The sequence below is a fragment of the Pseudomonas sp. B21-019 genome, assembly GCF_024749225.1.
Taxonomy (GTDB): Bacteria; Pseudomonadota; Gammaproteobacteria; order Pseudomonadales; family Pseudomonadaceae; genus Aquipseudomonas.
This window is the reverse complement of the sequence record NZ_CP087193.1, coordinates 2,798,514-2,823,954: the sequence shown is the minus strand read 5'-3', so window position 1 is coordinate 2,823,954 and position 25,441 is coordinate 2,798,514. Positions and strand designations below refer to the sequence as shown.

Below are 25,441 nucleotides of genomic sequence, written 5' to 3'. Positions count from 1 at the left end.
CCATCGTTTTGATCGTCTTGCCATGAACCGGCGGCTATCGCATAACTGACCTATTCTTTATCAACCGACAAGGTGTCAAACCCTTCCGGCATACCGGACTCTTACAGCAATGGAGGCTAGGCGATGAAGGAGCAATCGATTGAGTTCCGCGCTGGAGATGGCGACTTTGGAGAGGGGCACTCTGCGCTCCTCGCCATGACCCACGCCACCCAATCTCCCACGACCAATAGCCGCATCGAGCTTTACACCCAAGAGCCGATGGTCAACTGGCTAGGCCCGTTTCAGCTCATGCGCACGGGCATGCAATCGGCCGCCGCCACCACCATGGGTGCCTTCGCGGACCCACGCGATGTGCTGGCCATGCTCAACCCCCGGGACTCCAACCCGCCCATCCAGGTGGCTGCCGACGGTGACGTGTGGATCGACTATCTGGCGGATACCGGCGATGGCTGGGACTCCACCTATTCCATGGCGCTGTGTGTCAGTCAGGATGCCAAGTTGCCGAAGCTCACGCTGCCGCGCGGCGACGTGTTGCTGCTCGGCGGCGATCAGGTCTACCCCACACCGGCCCAATCCGGCTATCGCACCCGTTTCCTTGATCCCTTCCGCGCCGCCTTCCCCGCGCCGGTCCCCAAGGTACGCCCGAATGAGCAGGACCAGCCCGTGCCGCAGCCAGGTGCACCGTGGATAGTGGCGACGCCCGGCAACCACGATTGGTATGACGGCCTGCGCGGGTTCTCCCAACTGTTTTGTGAGCGCAAGCCCATTGGCGGCTGGGAAACCCGTCAGCGCACCAGTTACTACGTACTGCAGCTGCCCAATGGCTGGTGGATCTGGGGTCTGGACCTGCAATTGGAGTCGATGATCGACCGACAGCAGAAGCAGTACTTCGAAGAGATGCGCGCCAAACTGCAACCAGGCGACCGCGTGATCCTCTGTACCCCCGAGCCAAGCTGGGTGGACGAAGCCGAGCGACTCGCACGCGTGGGGAGCAAGACCTTGCCCTCGATCGAGACCCAGACCCTGCGCTTCAGCAGTCTGCGCGAGATCGAGGAGCTCTTGGGTGACCAGTTGGCGGTGGTCCTGGCCGGGGACTCGCACCACTACGCGCGCTACCAGCCAAAAGCCGGCACCTTGGCGCCGCAACGCATCACCTGTGGAGGCGGTGGCGCCTTCCTGCATGGCACGCATCAGCTTCCAGATCCGCCCGAGCCGATCAGCGTCGGCGGAACCCGGCAGCACTACGAGCTGGCGGCAACCTACCCGGACAAAAAGACCTCCGAACAGCTGCGTAATCGGGCATGGCGGCTACCCACCCACAACCTCTCGTTCTGCGGCATGTTGGCTATCTTGTACCTGCTGTTCGACTGGATGGTAGAAAGCGCCAGCAAGGTACCCCACCCGGCGCGCGATAACCGCAGCCTGATCGAGGTGTTGTCTGGCCTCGAAGCCTCTATTCCCAACCTGCGTGAGGTTTGGCGACAGCTGATCCTGGTCCTGGCACACAGCCCATCGTCGGTGATGCTCGCCGTGACCATTGTTCTGGGCTGCGCAGTGCTCTCAGCCGCCGGGGTCAAGCGCACCCGAAAACTTGCCTATGGCGTCGGAGCCGTTCACGGGTTGCTTCACCTGGGACTGGCGATCGGGCTGCTGTGGCTCATGGGCCGTATCAACATCCACTACTTGCAGTTCGAGGTAGAAAACCTGCTCCAGGTCTTGTTGTTCCTGGTGGGGACACTGGTGCTCGGTGGTAGTTTGGGAGGCCTGCTATTCGGTGCCTGGATGGTGATGGCCAACACTTTATGGGGGCTGCATAGCGAGGTGGTTTTTTCCTCGCAACGCATCGCCGACCATAAATGCTTCCTGCGCATGCACTTCAACGGCGACCAACTCACCATTTACCCGCTCAAGCTGGAGAAGGTCTGCCGGCGCTGGTCTGTGGCGTCGGGAGTCGCCAAACTGGCGAAGGTGCAGCGCACCTGGAGGTTGCGGGCAACGCCTGAAAGCACTGGCCCGCGCTTTGTACCCGCCTCAGGTGAGCTCGAACTGCGGCTGATCGAGCAGCCCATCGTGATTCGGCGCGGAGGAAGCACCTCATGAGTTCGCATGCCTCTATGAGCAAGGGTTAGATTTGAATGACGCTGGCGGCATACCAGTGTCATTGTGCGATCCCGGCCGCCCGAGCTGACTCAAACTCAGCTCGACGCGCACGCGGTTAACGCCTGGGCGGCCTTAGAACGCCGCCGTCTTGTGCTCATTCACAAACGTAATATGCGACGCTATTCCTTCGCGCCCGCCTCCTCTTTCCCCTCCCAAGTAGTCTGAAACTCCCATCCCACATGGGAGTTTCGGCCGATGCGCAATCCCCGGCGTTTATCCATAGTCGACGAAAGGTCAACGGTCAGGCCTCGATGACCGCAATTGCTCTGGAGAAAGTCATGGCTATCGGCGAGCAAAATTCATCGCTAACGGGCGATCCGACCCCCCTATACATTCCGACCCTCGACTCAGTGGTCAATGCTCTAAGCGTTGTAGCCACCGGCGCGAACGTTTCGCTGGACGAAACGGCCGGATTGCAGAACGCCACCGCCACGCCAAGCCCCGCGGGAGACGCTGACGACAACGATATTCTGGTGGCGTCCCTGCCCTCGACTTTCTCTACCCGTTTGACCGCACTGGGGGCAGGTACCGCAACGGGTGCAGCCTTGAGTGGCTATACCGGTGCCGCAGGCAATACCGGCAGCAATGCGTTCACCCTCACTGTTGACCCCGGAGCGAGTATTACCGATGTCAGCTTCGTCGACAGCGCCGGTGCACCGCTCAATGGCCTGGACAGCGGACTGGATACCCTCGATGGCACCAGCATCCTTCTCTACACCGATACCAATAACAACAATATCGTTGTGGGCCGAGCCGGAAGCGCAAGCGGCGCGATCGTGTTCGCGGCCTATATCGAAGAAACCGGATCGCCGGTCTCGGGCGGCAAGATCTGGACTGTGGAATACCAACCGCTCAAGCATCCGGATATGACGAACGCCGATGATTCGCTCAATCTGCTGAATAAGGTGTTCATCGGAGCCAGTCAGGACGCGGAATTCAGTCTGGACAAAGCACCGTCGGGCCAGCAGTTGTTCCTGATGTTCACGACCGTGGGCGCGACGGCCGATGCGAACGGCCGGATTCCCGGCGTCTCGATCGTCGTCACCGGCAGGGATCCGCTGGATCAGTCGGCAAGCAGTGCTGCCATCACCAGCGCCGACACGGTCAACAGCAGCCAGGGCGGCGGCAACACGACCCTGGGCACCAATAACCAGGCGATCACCGAACAGGAAGGCCTGCGCTTCAGCTTTGTCAGCGGTGCCAAGGCGGACTTCACAATCCCCAACCTGAGCCCGGGCGAAGCGGGTGTCGAAGCGAACATCGACTTCACCCAGTACTTCGGTGCCCGCTCCGCGACCTTCAAGGTCGTGCAGGAGACGGGCGGCACGACCGCGAAGCTCTTGCTCACCGCCGTCAAGAACGCCGACAACGTCAGCGGGTCGCAGAGCGGTGTCAACTTCGTCAACAGCTACGCCAACGACAGCACCGAAAAGGTCGCGATCACCAACGGCAGCGTCACCGTCAAGACGTTCGCGGGTGCCCCCGTCAGCGGCGTCGTCATCACCTACAACGCCGACGGCACGGTGCTGATCACCGGCGTTCCGACCGACTCGCAGATCACCTACAGCACGGCGACCGACCACAACCGCGTGATGATCGAGAACGCCGGGTTGCTGACCGACAAGAACGGCGACAAGACGCACGCTGACTTCGACATCGGCGGCTTCAAGGTACTGCAGTCCAGCACGTCAACCGCCGAAATCGGCTCCAAGATGATTTTCGAGGACGACGGGCCAAGCATCAGCACCACCGGCACGGAACCGACGCTGACGGTGGACGAAACGGTACTGGCGACCAACGATACCAAGAGCTTTGCAGCTAACTTCACTTCGGCGTTTGGCGCTGATGGCGCCGGCACCCTGACCTATACGCTGGGCGTGGTCGCGGGAGGCTCAGGGTTAACGGACACCGCCACCGGTGAGGCAGTCAACCTGTCACTCAACGGCGCAGTGGTCGAAGGCCGCACAGCCACCACCAACCTGCTGGTGTTCACCGTCAGCGTCGCCGCTAATGGCGACGTCACCCTCGACCAGATCCGCGCCGTGGTGCATCCCGATGCGACCAATCCGGATGATTCGAAGACCCTGACCTCGGACAGCCTGGTGACGCTGACGGCGACCAAGACCGATGGGGACGGCGACAGCGCCCAAGCAACGCTCAACATCGGACAGAACCTGGTGTTCAAGGATGACGCCCCCAGCATCAGCACCACCGGCACGGAACCGACGCTGACGGTGGACGAAACGGTGTTGGCGACCAACGATACCAAGAGCTTTGCCGCCAACTTCAGTTCGGCGTTTGGCGCCGATGGCGCCGGCACGCTGACCTACGCGCTGGGCGTGGTGGTGGGTGCCTCCGGGCTGACCGATACGGCCACCGGTGAGGCAGTCAACCTGTCGCTCAACGGTGGCGTGGTCGAAGGCCGAACGGCCACCACCAACCTGCTGGTGTTCACCGCTAGCGTCGCCGCCAATGGTGAGGTCACCCTCGACCAGATCCGCGCCGTGGTGCATCCCAACACGGCCAATCCCGATGATTCGAAGACCCTGACTGCGGACAATCTGGTGACGCTGACCGCGACCATCACCGACAAGGACGGCGACAGCACCCAGGCGACCCTCAACATCGGCCAGAACCTGGTATTCAAGGACGACGGACCGAACATCAGCACCACCGGTACGGAGCCGACACTGACGGTCGACGAGACGGTGCTGGCGACCAACGATACCAAGAGCTTCGCGGCTAACTTCACCTCCGCGTTTGGCGCCGATGGCGCCGGCACGCTGACCTATGCACTGGGCGTGGTGGTGGGGGCCTCCGGGCTGACCGACACGGCCAGCGGCCAGGCGGTGAACCTGTCGCTCAACGGCGGCGTGGTCGAAGGCCGCACGGCCACCAGCAACTTGCTGGTGTTCACGGCCAGCGTCGCCGCCAACGGCGACGTCACCCTCGACCAGCTCCGCGCGGTGGTGCATCCCAACGCCAGCAATCCCGATGATTCGACGACGCTGTCGGCGGACAACCTGGTGACGCTGATAGCGACCAAGACCGATGGGGACGGCGACAGCGCCCAGGCCACCCTGAACATCGGGCAGAACCTGGTGTTCAAGGACGATGGCCCTACACTTGCCTTCGGCAACCTGATCGGGACCGGTAGCATCCTTCCACAACAAGGGTACTGGGATCATTCGAACGGAGCCGACGGACTGGGGGCAACCGGGCTGGATATTTCGTTGGTGAATAACCAATTCACCCTCGTCCGGCCAGACAACACGACCACCACCGGGACCGGTACGCTCACCGAGCAGTCGCCTTCACCGGACGTCAATGGCGCCTACCATTTCGCCGGCACGTTGACCGGTGATTTCGACAACAATGCCGCCACCGCGAATACCTCCGTCGACTACACGCTGACCGCCTATAGCAATGGCACCTATACACTGGACCTGGTGCAAGGCTTCAGTTCGCAGATCGTGCTGAGCAGTGCCGACGGCTCACTCAGTGCCGGCGGCCCGGATCCGGTGCGCACCTTGCTGATCCCACCGCAGAATCCGCCGACCATTCCTTCGCCATCCGAGGAGATTGTGTTCTTTTCCGCAAAAGCAACGGCGTCGACCGGGGACATCCTGACCGGCATCGGGGTTGGGAAACCCGACCCCACCGAAGCCCAGCTACAGACCACTCCCCTGCCGTCGTACATCGACTCGGCGGCCATGAACGTCAGCACGTCCGGCATCGGCGTCGGCAATAACATTCTCCAGGGAGATAACCTGGTGGCCATCAGCAATGCCGATGAAAGTTTCGTGATCAATCCGGAAAGCTTGCTGGCGGGCATGAAGATCTTCATCGATAACTCCGTGGGGGGTTACAACACGGCGACCGAGGACCTGTACTACAGGGCCTACTACGAGGATGGCACGTTCTCGGCCCTCACCGAGGTGAACACCGTAACACCGGAAGCCGGCGGACAAGTGTCCTTCCTCGTTCAGCAGCAGGGCACGAAGTTGATCGACGCGGTTCAGCTCACGATGGGCCGAGGCGATGTCAAGATCCCGGTGATCGAGTTCATTAAACCGACCGAAAGCCTGGCCAGCGATATCAAGCTGGCATTCAACGCGACGCTGACGGACAAGGATGGGGACTCGGCGACAAGTGCGTTTGACGCCAACCTGTTCGCCAACGACCTGGGCACCACCTTCGACTTCACGCTGGTGGGCACGGCCGGTGAGCGGGATGCCTTCAACGTCGATTTGTCATTCACCCAAAACAAGTACCAGATCACCGGCTTCGATGCGAGCGCAGGGCTGCGCGACACGCTGGTGCTCAACGGCGACCAGAGCTCCGTTGCCCAGATCGACAACAGCGGCGCAAACAGCATCGTGACGGTTACCGAAACGGGCGGACAAATCACCACCATCACCCTGGTCGGGGTTGATCTGCTGAGTACCGACATTGTCCATGGCAGCGCCTGAGGCAGCGCGTGTGTGAAGGATGCGAGGGTGGTGAAAACCACCCTCGCTTTTTTTGCAGTTCCGGGAGGTGAACAGACGCTTCGGCAAACGAGATTTCATCTATCTGCGCCCTCCGCACCCTGCTACTTGAGCCTGACTCACGCGCTGGCGGTTAAAGCCCGAGGGAGCATCAGCGGCCTGTGCTCATTCACAAACGGAATATGGGCAGCACGCCTTCGCGTCCTCATCCCGTTTCCCCTCCCAAGTAGGCCGAAACTCCCACCCCGCTTGGGAGTATCGGCCGATGTGCAATTCCCGGCGATTAGTCATAGTTGCAGAGGTCAATGGTCCGACCTCGATGACCGCAATGGCTCAGGAGAAAATCATGACTATTCGCGAGCAAAACTCATCGCTAACGAGCGATCCGACTTCCCTCAACTTAACGTCACTTACGGCCAACGCGCTGAGCGTTACGCCCGGCGCAAACGTTACGCTGGATGAAACGGCCGGGTTGCAGAACCTCACCGCCACGCCAACCCCCGCGGGAGACGCTGACGACAACGACATTCTGCTGGCCTCTCTACCTTCGGCCTTCTCTACCCGTTTGACCGCACTGGGTGCAGGTACCGCAACGGGGGCGGCCTTGAGCGGCTATACCGGTGCCGCGGGCAACACCGGCAGCAATGCATTCACCCTCACCGACCCGTCCGGCGTTACCGATATCCGCTTCGTCGACAGTGCTGGCGCACCGCTCAATGGCCTGGATAGCGGACTGGATACTCTCGATGGCACCAGCATCCTTCTCTATACGGATACGAGCAACAACAATATCGTTGTGGGCCGAGCCGGTGGCCCAGCCGGCGCGATCGTGTTCGCTGGCTATATCGAAGAAACCGGATCACCGGTCTCGGGCGGCAAGATCTGGACCGTGGAGTACCAACCGCTCAAGCATCCAGATGCAACGAACCCCGATGATTCGCTCAATCTGCAGGATAAGGTGTTCATCGGAGTCACTCAGGATCTGGGATTCAGCCTGGCCGGTGCGCCCTCTGGTCAGAACCTGTTCCTGATGTTCACGAAAGCGAACCCGACCGTTGTCAATGATGGTGGTGTCATGCGGATCACCGATCCCACCATCATCGCCACCGGCAAGGACCCCGCAGACGAGTCAAGCGGCGCCAAGATAAACACTGGCGACACGATCAATACCAGCCAGGGCGGTGGGCCGACCACCATCGGCACCAACAACCAGATGATTACGGAACAGGAAGGCATCCGCTTTTCGTTCGTCACCGGTGCCCGGCAGGATGTGACCGTTCCCAACCTCAGTCAGACCGAAGCCGATGTTGAGTCCAACATCGACTTTACCAGCGTCTACAACACGACATCGGCCAATTTCGACATCGTGCAGTTGCAAAGCGGCAAGAGTGCCGTGGTAAAAGTCAGCGCATTCAACACCGCAGCTGAACCTGGCGCGAACTTCGTCAACGGCTATGCGAATGACACGCCGGTTGCCATCACCAATGTTCAAGTCATCAACAATAGTACCGGGCTGGTGATCGAAAATTCCGACGGTTCGGTGAATGATCCGACCATCACCATCAGCTTCACGGGTGGGGTTGCGACCATTACCGGCGTTAAAGCCGGCTACCAGATTGAATACACCACGACATCGAATCACAACCGCGTGCTCGTCGAGAACGGCGCGGCCCTCGACGCCAGAGGCGATAACCACGCCGATTTTGATATCGGCGGCTTCTCGCTGCGCCAAGCCTCTAGCGCGACCGCCGAAATCGGCTCCAAGATGATCTTCGAAGACGACGGGCCGAGCGTCAGTGCGACCGGAACGGAACCAACGCTGACGGTCGATGAAACAGTACTGACCACCGATGCCACCCAGAACTTCGCGGCTAACTTCAGCTCGGCGTTTGGCGCTGACGGTGCGGGTACGCTGACCTATGCGCTGGGCGTGGTAGCAGGCGGTTCCGGGCTGACGGATACGGCCACCGGTGAGGCCGTCAACCTATCGCTCAACGGCACCGTGGTCGAAGGCCGCACCGCCATCACCAACCTGCTGGTGTTCACTGTCAGTGTCGCCGCCAACGGTGACGTCACCCTCGACCAGATCCGCGCCGTGGTGCATCCCGACGCGACCAATCCGGATGATTCGAAGACGCTGACCTCGGACAACCTGGTGACCCTGACCGCCACCATCACCGACAAGGACGGCGACAGTGCCCATGCCACGCTGAACATCGGGCAGAACCTGGTGTTCAAGGATGACGGGCCAAGCATCAGCAGCACCGGCACGGAGCCAACCCTGACGGTTGACGAAACGGTACTGACCACCGACGCCACCCAGAGCTTCGCGGCTAACTTCAGCTCGGCGTTTGGCGCCGACGGTGCGGGCACGCTGACCTATGCGTTGGGCGTGGTAGCCGGTGCCTCCGGACTGACCGATACGGCCACCGGTGAAGCGGTCAACCTGTCGCTCAACGGCACCGTGGTCGAAGGCCGCACGGCCACCACCAACCTGCTGGTGTTCACTGTCAGCGTGGCGGCTAATGGCGACGTCACCCTCGACCAGCAACGGGCCGTGGTGCATCCCGATGCAACCAATCCGGATGATTCGACCAGTCTGACCTCGGACAATCTGGTGACCCTGACGGCCACCATCACCGACAAGGATGGCGACAGCGCCCATGCCACCCTGAATATTGGACAGAACCTGGTGTTCAAGGACGACGGACCGAGCATCAGCACCACCGGCACGGAGCCAACCCTGACGGTTGACGAAACAGTACTGACCACCGACGCCACCCAGAGCTTTGCAGCGAACTTCAGCTCGGCGTTTGGCGCCGACGGCGCGGGGACGCTGACCTATGCGCTGGGCGTGGTAGCCGGAGGCTCCGGACTGACCGATACGGCCACCGGTGAAGCGGTCAACCTGTCACTCAACGGCACCGTGGTGGAAGGTCGCACGGCCACCACCAACCTGCTGGTGTTCACTGTCAGTGTCGCCGCCAACGGTGACGTCACTCTCGACCAGCAACGGGCCGTAGTACATCCCGACCCAACCAATCCGGACGATTCGACCAGTCTGACCTCGGACAACCTGGTGACCCTGACCGCCACCATCACCGACAAGGACGGCGACAGTGCCCATGCCACGCTGAACATCGGGCAGAACCTGGTGTTCAAGGATGACGGGCCAAGCATCAGCAGCACCGGCACGGAGCCAACCCTGACGGTTGACGAAACGGTACTGACCACCGACGCCACCCAGAGCTTCGCGGCTAACTTCACCTCGGCATTTGGAGCTGACGGTGCGGGCACGCTGACCTATGCGCTGGGCGTGGTAGCCGGTGCCTCCGGACTGACCGATACGGCCACCGGTGAAGCGGTCAACCTGTCGCTCAACGGCAGCGTAGTGGAAGGCCGCACGGCCACCACTAACCTGCTGGTGTTCACTGTCAGTGTCGCCGCCAACGGTGACGTCACCCTCGACCAGCAACGGGCGGTGGTGCATCCCGATGCAACCAATCCGGATGATTCGACCAGTCTGACCTCGGACAATCTGGTGACCCTGACGGCCACCATCACCGACAAGGATGGCGACAGCGCCCATGCGACGCTGAATATTGGACAGAACCTGGTGTTCAAGGACGACGGACCGAGCATCAGCACCACCGGCACGGAGCCAACCCTGACGGTTGACGAAACAGTACTGACCACCGACGCCACCCAGAGCTTTGCAGCGAACTTCAGCTCGGCGTTTGGCGCCGACGGCGCGGGGACGCTGACCTATGCGCTGGGCGTGGTAGCCGGTGCCTCCGGACTGACCGATACGGCCACCGGTGAAGCCGTCAACCTGTCGCTCAACGGCAGCGTAGTGGAAGGCCGCACGGCCACCACCAACCTGCTGGTGTTCACCGTCAGCGTGGCGGCTAATGGTGACGTCACCCTCGACCAGCAACGGGCCGTGGTGCATCCCGACCCAACCAATCCGGATGATTCGACCAGTCTGACCTCGGACAACCTGGTGACCCTGACGGCCACCATCACCGACAAGGATGGCGACAGCGCTCATGCCACGCTGAATATCGGCCAGAACCTGGTGTTCAAGGACGACGGACCGAGCATCAGCACCACCGGCACGGAGCCAGTCCTGACGGTCGATGAAACGGTACTGACCACCGACGCCACCCAGAGCTTCGCGGCTAACTTCAGCTCGGCGTTTGGCGCCGACGGTGCGGGCACGCTGACCTATGCGTTGGGCGTGGTAGCCGGTGCCTCCGGACTGACCGATACGGCCACCGGTGAAGCGGTCAACCTGTCGCTCAACGGCACCGTGGTCGAAGGCCGCACGGCCACCACTAACCTGCTGGTGTTCACTGTCAGTGTCGCCGCCAACGGTGACGTCACCCTCGACCAGCAACGGGCGGTGGTGCATCCCGACCCAACCAATCCGGATGATTCGACCAGTCTGACCTCGGACAATCTGGTGACCCTGACGGCCACCATCACCGACAAGGATGGCGACAGCGCTCATGCCACGCTGAACATCGGCCAGAACCTGGTGTTCAAGGACGACGGACCGAGCATCAGCACCACTGGCACGGAGCCAACCCTGACGGTTGACGAAACGGTACTGACCACCGACGCCACCCAGAGCTTTGCGGCTAACTTCAGCTCGGCGTTTGGCGCTGATGGTGCGGGTACGCTGACCTATGCACTGGGCGTGGTAGCCGGTGCCTCCGGACTGACCGATACGGCCACCGGTGAAGCGGTCAACCTGTCGCTCAACGGCACCGTGGTCGAAGGCCGCACGGCCACCACTAACCTGCTGGTGTTCACTGTCAGTGTCGCCGCCAACGGTGACGTCACTCTCGACCAGCAACGGGCCGTCGTGCATCCAGACCCAACCAATCCGGATGATTCGACCAGTCTGACCTCGGACAATCTGGTGACTCTGACCGCCACCATCACCGACAAGGACGGTGACAGTGCCCATGCCACCCTCAACATCGGCCAGAACCTGGTGTTCAAGGACGATGGTCCAAGCATCAGCACCACCGGCACGGAGCCAGTCCTGACGGTTGACGAAACAGTACTGACCACCGACGCCACCCAGAGCTTTGCAGCGAACTTCAGCTCGGCGTTTGGCGCCGACGGTGCGGGCACGCTGACCTATGCGCTGGGCGTGACTGCCGGCCCGTCGGGGCTGACGGATACAGCCACCGGTGAAGCGGTCAACCTGTCACTCAACGGCAGCGTAGTGGAAGGTCGCACGGCCACCACCAACCTGCTGGTGTTCACCGTCAGCGTCGCCGCCAACGGTGACGTCACTCTCGACCAGCAACGGGCCGTGGTGCATCCCGATCCAACCAATCCGGATGATTCGACCAGTCTGACCTCGGACAACCTGGTGACGCTGACCGCCACCATCACCGACAAGGACGGCGACAGCGCCCATGCCACGCTGAACATCGGCCAGAACCTGGTGTTCAAGGACGACGGACCGAGCATCAGCACCACTGGCACGGAGCCAACCCTGACGGTTGACGAAACGGTACTGACCACCGACGCCACCCAGAGCTTTGCGGCTAACTTCAGCTCGGCGTTTGGCGCTGATGGTGCGGGTACGCTGACCTATGCACTGGGCGTGGTAGCCGGTGCCTCCGGACTGACCGATACGGCCACCGGTGAAGCGGTCAACCTGTCGCTCAACGGCACCGTGGTCGAAGGCCGCACGGCCACCACTAACCTGCTGGTGTTCACTGTCAGTGTCGCCGCCAACGGTGACGTCACCCTCGACCAGCAACGGGCCGTGGTGCATCCCGACCCAACCAATCCGGATGATTCGACCAGTCTGACCTCGGACAACCTGGTGACCCTGACCGCCACCATCACCGACAAGGATGGCGACAGCGCCCATGCCACCCTGAACATCGGGCAGAACCTGGTGTTCAAGGACGACGGACCGAGCATCAGCACCACTGGCACGGAGCCAGTCCTGACGGTCGATGAAACAGTACTGACCACCGACGCCACCCAGAGCTTCGCGGCTAACTTCAGCTCGGCGTTTGGCGCCGATGGTGCGGGTACGCTGACCTATGCGTTGGGCGTGGTAGCCGGTGCCTCCGGACTGACCGATACAGCCACCGGTGAGGCGGTGAACCTGTCACTCAACGGCACCGTGGTCGAAGGCCGTACGGCCACCACCAACCTGCTGGTGTTCACTGTCAGTGTCGCCGCCAATGGTGACGTCACCCTCGACCAGCAACGGGCCGTGGTGCATCCCGACCCAACCAATCCGGATGATTCGACCAGTCTGACCTCGGACAACCTGGTGACCCTGACCGCCACCATCACCGACAAGGATGGCGACAGCGCCCATGCCACCCTGAACATCGGGCAGAACCTGGTGTTCAAGGACGACGGACCGAGCATCAGCACCACTGGCACGGAGCCAGTCCTGACGGTCGATGAAACAGTACTGACCACCGACGCCACCCAGAACTTCGCCGCCAACTTCAGCTCGGCATTTGGCGCCGACGGTGCGGGTACGCTGACCTATGCGTTGGGCGTGACTGCCGGCCCGTCGGGGCTGACCGATACAGCCACCGGTGAGGCGGTGAACCTGTCACTCAACGGCACCGTGGTCGAAGGCCGTACGGCCACCACCAACCTGCTGGTGTTCACTGTCAGTGTCGCCGCCAACGGTGACGTCACCCTCGACCAGCAACGGGCCGTGGTGCATCCCGATCCAACCAATCCGGATGATTCGACCAGTCTGACCTCGGACAACCTGGTGACCCTGACCGCCACCATCACCGACAAGGATGGCGACAGCGCTCATGCAACCCTGAACATCGGGCAAAACCTGGTGTTCAAGGACGACGGACCGAGCATCAGCACCACTGGCACGGAGCCAGTCCTGACGGTCGATGAAACAGTACTGGCAACCAACGACACCCAGAGCTTTACCGCCAACTTCAGCTCGGCGTTTGGCGCTGATGGTCCAGGCACGCTGACCTATGCACTGGGTGTGGTCGCGGGCGGCTCCGGGCTGACCGATACCGCTACCGGCCAAGCGGTGAATTTGTCGCTTAACGGTACAGTCGTGGAAGGCCGCACGGCGATTAGCAACGATCTGGTATTCACCGTCAGCGTCGCCGCGAATGGCGACGTTACCCTCGACCAGATCCGCGCCGTGGTACATCCCGATACCACCAATCCCGATGATTCGAAGACGCTGACTTCGGACAACCTGGTGACCCTGACCGCCACCATCACCGACAAGGACGGCGACAGCGCCCATGCCACGCTGAACATCGGCCAAAACCTGGTGTTCAAGGACGATGGTCCAAGCATCAGCACCACCGGCACGGAGCCAACCCTGACGGTCGACGAAACGGTGCTGGCCACCAACGACACCGAGAGCTTTACCGCCAACTTCAGCTCGGCATTTGGCGCTGACGGTGCGGGTACGCTGACCTATGCACTGGGCGTGGTCGCGGGCGGTTCCGGGCTGACCGATACGGCTACCGGTGAGGCGGTGAACCTGTCACTCAACGGCACAGTGGTCGAAGGCCGTACGGCCACGACCAACCTGCTGGTGTTCACGGTCAGCGTCGCCGCCAATGGTGACGTCACCCTCGACCAGATCCGGGCGGTGGTGCATCCCGACCCAACCAATCCGGATGATTCGAAGACGCTGACTTCGGACAATCTGGTGACCCTGACCGCAACCATCACCGACAAGGACGGCGACAGCGCTCATGCGACGCTCAACATCGGGCAGAACCTGGTGTTCAAGGACGATGGGCCAAGCATCAGCACCACTGGCACGGAGCCAACCCTGACGGTCGACGAAACGGTACTGGCGACCAACGATACCAAGAGCTTCGCGGCTAACTTCACCTCGGCATTTGGCGCTGACGGTGCGGGCACGCTGACCTATGCGCTGGGCGTGGTGGCCGGAGGCTCCGGACTGACCGATACCGCCACCGGTGAGGCGGTCAACCTGTCGCTCAACGGCACCGTGGTCGAAGGCCGCACGGCCATCACCAACCTGCTGGTGTTCACGGCTAGCGTGGCCGCGAATGGCGACGTCACCCTCGACCAACTCCGGGCGGTGGTGCATCCCGACCCAACCAATCCGGATGATTCGAAGACGCTGAGCTCGGACAATCTGGTGACTCTGACGGCCACCATCACCGACAAGGACGGCGACAGCGCCCATGCGACCCTCAACATCGGCCAGAACCTGGTGTTCAAGGACGACGGTCCATCACTCGCGTTTGGCAACCTGATCGGAACCGGTAGCATCCTCCCACAACAGGGATACTGGGATCATTCAACCGGAGCCGACGGACTGGGTGCAACAGGTCTGGATATTTCGTTGGTGAATAACCAATTCACCCTCGTCAGGCCAGACAACACGACCACCACCGGCACCGGCACGCTCACCGAGCAATCGCCCTCACCGGACGTCAACGGCGCGTTCCACTTCGCAGGGACTCTGACCGGTGATTTCGACAACAACGCCGCCACCGCGAATACCAGCGTTGACTACACGCTGACCGCCTTTGCCAATGGCACTTATGCCCTGGACCTGGTGCAAGGCTTCAGTTCCGAGATCGTGCTCAGCAGTGCCGACGGTTCGCTCAGTGCCGGCGGCCCTGATCCGGTGCGCACCTTGTTAATCCCGCCGCAGAATCCGCCGACTATTCCTTCGCCATCTGAGGAGATCGTGTTCTTTTCCGCGAAGGCAACGGCGTCGACTGCGGACATCCTGACCGGTATCGGGCTTGGAGCCCCCGACCCCACCGAAGCCCAGCTACAGACCAACCCCCTGCCGTCGTACATCGACCCTGCGGCCATGAACGTCAGCACGTCCGGCATCGGCATCGCCAATAACCTGTTCCAGGGAGACAACCTGGCGGCCATCAGCAATGCCGATGAAAGCTTCGTGATCAACCCGGAAAGCCTGCTGACGAGCATGAAGGTCTTCATCGACAACTCCGTGGGGGGTTACGACACGGCGACCGAGGACCTGTACTACAGGGCCTTCTACGAGGATGGCACGTTCTCGAACCTGATCGAGGTGAACACCGTGACACCGGAGGCCGGTGGACAGGTGTCCTTCCTCATTCAGCAGCAGGGCACGAAGTTGATCGACGCGGTTCAGCTCACGATGGGCCGAGGCGAGATCAAGATCCCGGTGATCGAGTTCACTCATGAGACCGAGAGCCTGGCCAGCGATGTCAAGCTGGCGTTCAACGCGACGCTGACAGACAAGGATGGGGACTCGGCGACGAGTACGTTCGACGCCAACCTGTTCGCCAACGACTTGGGCACCACCTTCGACTTCACGCTGGTGGGCACGAGTGGTGAGCGGGATGCCTTCAACATCGACTTGTCACTTCCTCAAAACAAGTACCAGATCACCGGCTTCGATGCGAGCGCAGGGCTGCGCGACACGCTGGTGCTCAACGGCGACCAGAACGCCGTTGTCCAGTCGATCGACAACAGCGGCGCCAACAGCGTCGTGACGGTTGCCGAAACGGGCGGACAAGTCACGACCATCACCTTGGTCGGGGTTGATGTTCTGAATACCGACATTGTCCATGGCAGCGCCTGAGGCAGCGCGTGCGTGAAAGGATGCGAGGGTGGTGGAAACCACCCTCGCATTTTTTTGCACTGCCAATATCAGATCCGCACGGATCGCATTCGTTGTGAGCGCTCTAGCACCACAAGCCTTGAACACTGGCCCCCTGCGGCCAGGCCTGCGACGAGGACGACTAGTCTGAAACTCCCAGCCCGCGTGGGAGTTTCGGCTGATGCGTAATCCCCGGTGCTTCTCCATAGTCGACCAAAGGTCAACGGTCAGGCCTCGATGACCGCACTTGCTTTGGAGAAAATCATGGCTGCTATTGGCGAGCAAAATTCATCGCTAACAAGCGATCCTGCCCTCCTGTACATTCCGACCCTCGACTCAGTGGTGACAACATCGGTTACCACCAATGCCATGAGCGTCGTGGCCAGCGGCGCGAGCGTCACGCTGGACGAAACGGCCGGGTTGCAGAACGGCACTGCCACGCCAAGCCCTTTGGGAGATGCGGATGACAACGACATTCCGTTGGCGTCCCTGCCCTCGACTTTCTCTACCCGTTTGACCGCACTGGGGGCAGGTACCGCCTCGGGGGCGGCCTTGAGTGGCTACACCGGTGCCGCGGGCAATACCGGCAGCAATGCGTTCAGCGTCACCGCTGACCCCGGAGCAAATATTACCGATATCAGTTTCGTCGACAGCGCCGGCGTACCGCTCAATGGCCTGGATAGCGGACTCGATACCCTCAATGGCACCAGCATCCTTCTCTATACCGATACGAACAACAACATCCTTCTGGGCCGAGCCGGAAGCGCAACCGGCGCGATCGTGTTTGCAGCCTACATCGAAGAAACCGGATCGCCGCTCTCGGGCGGCAAGATCTGGACCGTGGAATACCAACCGCTCAAGCATCCGGACGCTAGCAACCCCGACGATGCGGTCAATCTGCTGAACAAGGTGTTCATCGGAGCCGCCCAGGACGCGGAGTTCAGTCTGGCCAATGCGCCGTCGGGCCAGCAGTTGTTCCTGATGTTCACGACCATGGGCGCGACGGCCGATGTGAACGGCCGGATTCCCGGTGTCTCGATCGTCGTCACCGGCAGGGATCCGCTGGATCAGTCGGCAAGCAGTGCTGCCATCACCAGCGCCGACACGGTCAACAGCAGCCAGGGCGGCGGCAGCACGACCCTGGGCACCAACAACCAGGCAATCACCGAACAGGAAGGCCTGCGCTTCAGCTTCGTCACCGGCGCCAAGGCGGACTTCACAATCCCCAACCTGAGCCCGAGCGAAGCGGGTGTCGAACAGAACATTGACTTCACCCAGTACTTCGGCGCCCGCTCCGCGACCTTCAAGGTCGTGCAGGAGACGGGCGGCACGACCGCGAAGCTCTTGCTCACCGCCGTCAAGAACGCTGACAACGTCAGCGGGTCGCAGAGCGGTGTCAACTTCGTCAACAGCTACGCCAATGACAGCACCGAAAAGGTCGCGATCACCAACGGCAGTGTCACCGTGAAGACGTTCGCGGGTGCCCCCGTCAGCGGCGTCGTCATCACCTACAACGCCGACGGCACAGTGCTGATCACCGGTGTTCCGACCGACTCGCAGATCACCTACAGCACGGCGACCGACCACAACCGCGTGATGATCGAGAACGCCGGGTTGCTGACCGACAAGAACGGCGACAAGACGCACGCTGACTTCGACATTGGCGGCTTCAAGGTGCTGCAGTCCACCGCGTCAACCGCTGAGATCGGCTCCAAGATGATCTTCGAGGATGACGGGCCAAGCATCAGCACCACCGGCACCGAGCCAACACTGACGGTCGACGAGTCGGTGCTGGCGACCAACGATACCAAGAGCTTTGCGCCTAACTTCACTTCGGCGTTTGGTGTTGACGGCGCGGGTACGCTGACCTATGCGCTGGGCGTGGTGGCGGGCGGCTCCGGGCTGACCGACACGGCCACCGGTGAAGCGGTCAACCTGTCGCTCAACGGTACAGTGGTGGAGGGCCGCACAGCCACCACCAACCAACTGGTGTTCACCGTCAGCGTCGCCGCCAATGGCGACGTCACCCTCGACCAGATCCGCGCCGTGGTGCATCCCGACGCGACCAATCCGGATGACTCTAAGACGCTGACCTCGGACAGCCTGGTGACGCTAACCGCGACCAAGACCGATGGGGACGGCGACAGCGTCCATGCCACGCTCAACATCGGGCAGAACCTGGTGTTCAAGGACGACGGACCCAGCATCAGCACCACCGGCACGGAGCCCACGCTGACGGTGGACGAAACAGTGCTGGCGACCAACGATACCCAGAGCTTTGCCGCCAACTTCAGCTCGGCGTTTGGCGCTGACGGTGCAGGTACGCTGACCTATGCGCTGGGCGTGGTCGCGGGTGGCTCCGGGCTGGTGGACACGGCCACGGGCCAAGCGGTGAACCTGTCGGTTAACGGCGGCGTGGTGGAAGGCCGCACGGCCGCAAGCAACGATCTGGTGTTCACGGTCAGTGTGGCCGCCAATGGCGACGTCACCCTCGACCAGCTCCGCGCTGTTGTGCATCCCAACACGACCAATCCGGATGATTCGAAGACCCTGACTGCGGACAACCTGGTGACGCTGACGGCGACCAAGACCGACAAGGACGGCGACAGCGCCCAGGCCACCCTCAACATCGGGCAGAACCTGGTGTTCAAGGATGACGGGCCGAGCATCAGCACCACCGGCACGGAACCAACGTTGACGGTCGACGAAACGGTGCTGGCGACCAACGATACCAAGAGCTTTGCCGCCAACTTCACCTCGGCGTTTGGCGCTGACGGTGCGGGTACGCTGACCTATGCGCTGGGTGTGGTGGCGGGTGCCTCCGGGCTGACCGACACCGCCACCGGCCAAGTAGTGAATTTGTCGGTTAACGGCGGCGTGGTGGAAGGCCGCACGGCCGCGAGCAACGACCTGGTGTTCACGGTCAGCGTCGCCGCCAATGGTGACGTCACCCTCGACCAACTCCGCGCCGTGGTGCATCCCAACACGACCAATCCCGATGATTCGAAAACGCTGACGTCGGACAGCCTGGTAACCCTGACGGCGACCAAAACCGACAAGGACGGCGACAGCGCCCAGGCTACCCTGAACATCGGGCAGAACCTGGTGTTCAAGGACGACGGGCCAAGTATCAGCACCACTGGTACGGAACCGACGCTGACGGTAGACGAAACGGTGTTGGCGACCAACGACACCAAGAGCTTTGCCGCCAACTTCACCTCGGCGTTTGGCGCCGACGGTGCGGGCACCCTGACCTATGCGCTGGGCGTGGTCGCGGGAGGCTCCGGGCTGACGGATACGGCCACGGGCCAGGCAGTCAACCTGTCGCTCAACGGCGGCGTGGTGGAAGGCCACACAGCGATTAGCAACGACCTGGTGTTCACGGTCAGCGTCGCCGCCAATGGCGACGTCACCCTCGACCAGATCCGCGCTGTGGTGCATTCCGTCACGACTAACCCCGATGACTCGACGAGCCTGACCTCGGACGATCTGGTGACCCTGACGGCAACCAAGACCGACAAGGACGGCGACAGCGCCCAGGCAACGCTCAACATCGGGCAGAACCTGGTGTTCAAGGATGACGGGCCAAGCATCAGCACCACCGGCACGGAACCTACGTTGACGGTGGACGAAACGGTGCTGGCGACCAACGATACCAAGAGCTTTGCCGCCAACTTCAGCTCGGCGTTTGGCGCTGATGGCGCCGGCACCCTGACCTATGCACTGGGCGTGGTCGCCGGTGGCTCCGGGCTGACCGATACGGCCACCGGTGAGGCAGTCAACCTGTCGCTCAACGGCGGCGTGGTGGAAGGCCGCACGGCCACCACCAGCCAGTTGGTGTTCACGGTCAGCGTCGCCGCTAATGGCGACGTCACCCTCGACCAGATCCGCGCCGTGGTGCATCCCGATGCGACCAATCCGGATGATTCGAAGACCCTGACCTCGGACAGCCTGGTGACGCTGACGGCGACCAAGACCGATGGGGACGGCGACAGCGCCCAAGCAACGCTCAACATCGGACAGAACCTGGTGTTCAAGGATGACGCCCCCAGCATCAGCACCACCGGCACGGAACCGACGCTGACGGTGGACGAAACGGTGTTGGCGACCAACGATACCAAGAGCTTTGCCGCCAACTTCAGTTCGGCGTTTGGCGCCGATGGCGCCGGCACGCTGACCTACGCGCTGGGCGTGGTGGTGGGTGCCTCCGGGCTGACCGATACGGCCACCGGTGAGGCAGTCAACCTGTCGCTCAACGGTGGCGTGGTCGAAGGCCGAACGGCCACCACCAACCTGCTGGTGTTCACCGCTAGCGTCGCCGCCAATGGTGAGGTCACCCTCGACCAGATCCGCGCCGTGGTGCATCCCAACACGGCCAATCCCGATGATTCGAAGACCCTGACTGCGGACAATCTGGTGACGCTGACCGCGACCATCACCGACAAGGACGGCGACAGCACCCAGGCGACCCTCAACATCGGCCAGAACCTGGTATTCAAGGACGACGGACCGAACATCAGCACCACCGGTACGGAGCCGACACTGACGGTCGACGAGACGGTGCTGGCGACCAACGATACCAAGAGCTTCGCGGCTAACTTCACCTCCGCGTTTGGCGCCGATGGCGCCGGCACGCTGACCTATGCACTGGGCGTGGTGGTGGGGGCCTCCGGGCTGACCGACACGGCCAGCGGCCAGGCGGTGAACCTGTCGCTCAACGGCGGCGTGGTCGAAGGCCGCACGGCCACCAGCAACTTGCTGGTGTTCACGGCCAGCGTCGCCGCCAACGGCGACGTCACCCTCGACCAGCTCCGCGCGGTGGTGCATCCCAACGCCAGCAATCCCGATGATTCGACGACGCTGTCGGCGGACAACCTGGTGACGCTGATAGCGACCAAGACCGATGGGGACGGCGACAGCGCCCAGGCCACCCTGAACATCGGGCAGAACCTGGTGTTCAAGGACGATGGCCCTACACTTGCCTTCGGCAACCTGATCGGGACCGGTAGCATCCTTCCACAACAAGGGTACTGGGATCATTCGAACGGAGCCGACGGACTGGGGGCAACCGGGCTGGATATTTCGTTGGTGAATAACCAATTCACCCTCGTCCGGCCAGACAACACGACCACCACCGGGACCGGTACGCTCACCGAGCAGTCGCCTTCACCGGACGTCAATGGCGCGTTCCACTTCGCAGGGACGTTGACCGGTGATTTCGACAACAACGCCGCCACCGCGAATACCAGCGTCGACTACACGCTGACCGCCTATAGCAATGGCACCTATACACTGGACCTGGTGCAAGGCTTCAGTTCGACGATCGTGCTCAGCAGTGCCGATGGCTCGCTCAGTGCTGGCGGCCCGGATCCGGTGCGCACCTTGCTGATCCCGGCGCAGAATCCGCCGACTATTCCTTCACCCTCCGAGGAGATTGTGTTCTTTTCCGCCAAAGCAACGGCGTCGACTGCGGACATCCTGACCGGCATCGGGGTCGGGAAACCCGACCCCACCGAAGCCCAGCTACAGACCACCCCCCTGCCCTCGTACATCGACTCGGCGGCCATGAACGTCAGCACGTCCGGCATCGGCGTCGGCAATAACATTCTCCAGGGAGACAGCCTCGCGGCCATCAGCAACGCCGATGAAAGTTTCGTGATCAATCCGGAGAGCCTGCTGACGGGGATGAAAGTCTTCATCGACAACTCCGTGGGGGGGTACAACACGGCGACCGAGGACCTGTACTACAGGATCTACTACGAGGATGGCTCGACCTCGAACCTCACCGAGGTGAACACCGTGACGCCGGAGGCCGGCGGACAAGTGTCCTTCCTCGTTCAGAAGCAAGGCTCGCTGCTGATTGACGCGGTTCAACTCACGATGGGCCGAGGCGATGTCAAGATCCCGGTGATCCAGTTCATTCAGCAGACCGAGAACCTGGCCAGCGATGTCAAGCTGGCGTTCAACGCGACGCTGACGGACAAGGATGGGGACTCGGCGACGAGTGCGTTCGACGCCAACCTGTTCGCCAACGACTTGGGCACCACCTTCGACTTCACGCTGGCTGGCACGGCCGGTGAGCGGGATGCCTTCAACGTCGATTTGTCATTCACCCAAAACAAGTACCAGATCACCGGCTTCGATGCGAGCGCAGGCCTGCGCGACACACTGGTGCTCAACGGCGACCAGAGCTCCGTTGCCCAGATCGACAACAGCGGCGCAAACAGCATCGTGACGGTTACCGAAACGGGCGGACAAATAACCACCATCACCCTGGTCGGGGTCGATCTGCTGAGTACTGACATTGTCCATGGCAGCGCCTGAGGCAGCGCGCGCGTAAAAGAATGCGAGGGTGGCGTAGAAGCCACCCTCGCATGCCTTACAGGTCAAATATGGGATTCACGAACGGCGACACAGTGACGGCCTGGGCGCCCCAAAGAAATTCAATGCAGTTCCACCCAAGTGGACTCGGGCGGTTCTTCGTTGTTGGTGAGCCCGTGCTTCTGTGCATATATCAGCAAGTCGATCCGGTTAACGAGATTAAGCTTTTGATAAATGTTACTGAGGTGGTTGTGCACGGTGTGCTCGCTGATACCCAGGCGCCCGGCGATGCACATGTATTTGGCAGACGGATCCCCCACGATGGCGCGAATCAGTTCTCTTTCACGCAGGGTCAACCGCGCCTGTTTCGCCTGCTCCGAATTGCATTTCAAAGGTATATGCCCGGTCGCGGCATAGTCGGAAAGCCCACCGACCCAGGCTCTACCCAGCCCGATGTCACGATGGTGGACCTGGATGATGGCTCGGATGATCGATTCTGTCGGGTCTTCCGCCAGCACGACGCCGCGTGCGCCCGCCTCTATCGCCTGGGCAACAGGGACGGTTTCGTACAGACTCTTGAGCACTAGGACTTTCATTTCGGCGCTATGGGCGAGCCCCGCGACGACCGCCAATGGGTTCAGCGCATCCGGAAAGAAACTGAAAAAAATGACATCGGGACGCAACTGATCGGCAAGATCCAGCGCTTTGGTATAGGTGGTGGCCTGCCCGCTCACTTCCATCTGAGGCTTGCGGGCATTGATCAAGTCTTGAAGGCCCATAAGAACAAGGGGACGACAGTCGATCAGCATCACGCTTATTGGTTTTATTTGGGTCGTCATTACCGTCCTGACTCCCTTGAAAAATGCACGATGGCCTCCACCCGTTGGCCTTCCTGGATCAGCAACTCAATCACCTGGCCACCACGATTGAAGGACAGATGCGAGCGCCGACAGGCCTTGACAGTGCCCGCCCGGTATTAGCCTTTGGGACACTTCCACCCGTTGCACCGGCAGGGATTGCGGACGTTCCCAGAAGCCGGGCAAAAGCCATCGAAACAACAGAAATAGGAATAATCATCAATAGTTTGCGTTTGATGATGTGCTCCTTCGAACCGCTCAACTGAGTCTAGGCCAGCCCGGCGCACTGCCAGCCTAGCCATTTGCCAGTCGTCGACTTAGCCTCATACAGGTAGCCCGGTCGACGTACCCAAGGGCGCCCTCCCCCCTAGAAAATCAAGGTCTTAGGCTCGCCGCCGACGACCTGCGGTCACAGCCTGACCCGATCAAAATCGTCAATTAACCGACGAGTGGCGCACAACAAAGCATGACAATAAAACAATCGTCAATTTACCGGCGAAACCTGCCTCGCAGAGCCACCCACAAGCCGGCCCCAGGCCCGTGGGGCAGGCACTGAAAAACCAGTCTGGCTGGAGGGTATACAACGTCGGTATTGCAGGCAGGATCAGGGGGATGTGAGTTTTTTGCTGGAGCTGCCGGGGCTCAACCAGGCATTGACGTTTTCGACACTCTCGACAGGCGGCTTGCCCGCCCAGCGATTGAGCGTGAAGACATTGGTGACGAAGTCGTATTGCGTCTTGAGCAGATCACGACGAGCCCGGAATTCGTTGCGTACGCTGGTCAGTACATCGACGGCATTGACCATTCCGTAACTGAGTCCTTTTTCTGCCGCCACTCTGGACAGCTGTGCCGAGGCCAAAGCATGCCGGCTCGCACTGATCTTCTCTGCGCTCGAGTTGGCGGTCAGGTAAGCAGTGGTGATCTCCTTGACCACCTGGCGCTGGACTGCTTCCAGCTGCTGCTCCGCCACAATCTGATCCTGGTAGAGCCCCCGCACCCGCGCCGAGGTTGAACCACCGCTGTATATCGGCACTTGCACGCCAATACCGGCGACATAGCTGTCGGTACGCGGCGCCAGGGAGTTGTTGTAGCCCTCGTTGGTCTGTTGCGCGCTCAGAGACAGGCTCACGGTCGGATAGTGCCCGCCCTTGCCGCCGCGCAACGCAGCGCCTGCGGCCTCGACACCACTTTCGTTGGCCTTGAGCGCCGGGTTTTGCGCTATACCCTCGCGGACCCACGTTTCAAGACTCTGCGTCGACACCTGTAGTTGCACGTCATCGCGAATCCGGTTGAGCTTCTCCTTGACCGGCCGGCCGACGATTTCCGCCAGTGCCTCGCGGGTGATACTGGCCTGGTTCTGGGCATCCAGTTCCTGCGCCACCAGCAAATCGACCCGGGCCTTGAGGTCGAGCTGATCGGTAATCAATGCCAGCTGCTTTTCGTACAACGCATTGACCCTGTCCAGGCTCTTTTGCGTGGTTTGACGCTCCGCCTTTACCAACTCCAGTTCATCCTCGGCCGCCAACGCGGCGAAGTAACGCTGGGCCAAATCCACTGTGGCCTCGGCCTGGGCCTCCTGCGCTTCTGATTCGGTTTGCTTGGCCAGGCTTTTGAATCTTTGGTAGTTCTCCCACGCGGCCTTGTTGTAGAGGTACTGACGCAGCACCAGGCTGTAGATTTCGCTATCGTAACTGCGCTGTACCAGGTCGCTCTCCTGATGAATCCGGTTCTGCCCGGCGTTGAGCGATATCTGTGGTAACAGCGAGCCCAGGGCCTCGCGCTGATGTTCCTCGCCCGCCTTCGCTCGCGCATACGAGGCCAACACTCGCGGATCTTCCAGCCGGGCCTCGCGATACAACTGCATGAGATCAGTGGAATACGTCGAGGCACTGACCCCGGTCGGCTTTGCTTCAGTGGTTTGCGCCAGAACGGCACCCGCGGCAAACATGAACGCCCCGCCCAGCAGAACTGTCGACGCTCGCATG

6 protein-coding genes are annotated in these 25,441 nt (G+C 61.5%); 4 read left to right on the top strand and 2 right to left on the bottom strand.

All coding sequences use genetic code 11. From position 1 onward, the window contains the following. Positions 1-123: 123 nt before the first annotated feature. From LOY36_RS12665 to LOY36_RS12650, 4 genes are all read left to right on the top strand, one after another. Entirely contained in the window at positions 124-2,100 is a 1,977-nt protein-coding gene (locus LOY36_RS12665) for a metallophosphoesterase (protein ID WP_258673857.1), read from the top strand. Between the two features lie 338 nt (positions 2,101-2,438). After that, positions 2,439-6,632 carry a DUF5801 repeats-in-toxin domain-containing protein gene (locus LOY36_RS12660; RefSeq protein ID WP_258674178.1) on the top strand — a complete coding sequence of 1,398 codons (4,194 nt, stop codon included), beginning with the start codon at positions 2,439-2,441 and terminating at the stop codon, positions 6,630-6,632. A 364-nt stretch (positions 6,633-6,996) separates the two neighbouring features. Next, the gene (locus LOY36_RS12655; protein WP_258673856.1) at positions 6,997-16,260 is read left to right on the top strand and encodes a DUF5801 repeats-in-toxin domain-containing protein; all 9,264 of its coding nucleotides are present in this window, start codon (positions 6,997-6,999) and stop codon (positions 16,258-16,260) included. Positions 16,261-16,542: 282 nt separating this feature from the next. Beyond that, on the top strand, positions 16,543-22,602 hold the full coding sequence (locus LOY36_RS12650; protein ID WP_258673854.1) for a DUF5801 repeats-in-toxin domain-containing protein: 6,060 nt from the start codon (positions 16,543-16,545) through the stop codon (positions 22,600-22,602). Between the two features lie 119 nt (positions 22,603-22,721). On the opposite strand, the gene LOY36_RS12645 is transcribed toward LOY36_RS12650, so the two are convergent. Then, positions 22,722-23,438 (bottom strand): LuxR C-terminal-related transcriptional regulator, encoded by a 717-nt coding sequence (locus LOY36_RS12645; RefSeq protein ID WP_258673853.1) that lies wholly within the window; start codon positions 23,436-23,438, stop codon positions 22,722-22,724. A 622-nt stretch (positions 23,439-24,060) separates the two neighbouring features. Beyond that, positions 24,061-25,440, bottom strand: a complete 1,380-nt coding sequence (locus LOY36_RS12635) for a TolC family outer membrane protein (protein WP_258673852.1) — start codon at positions 25,438-25,440, stop codon at positions 24,061-24,063. Position 25,441: the final 1 nt, after the last annotated feature.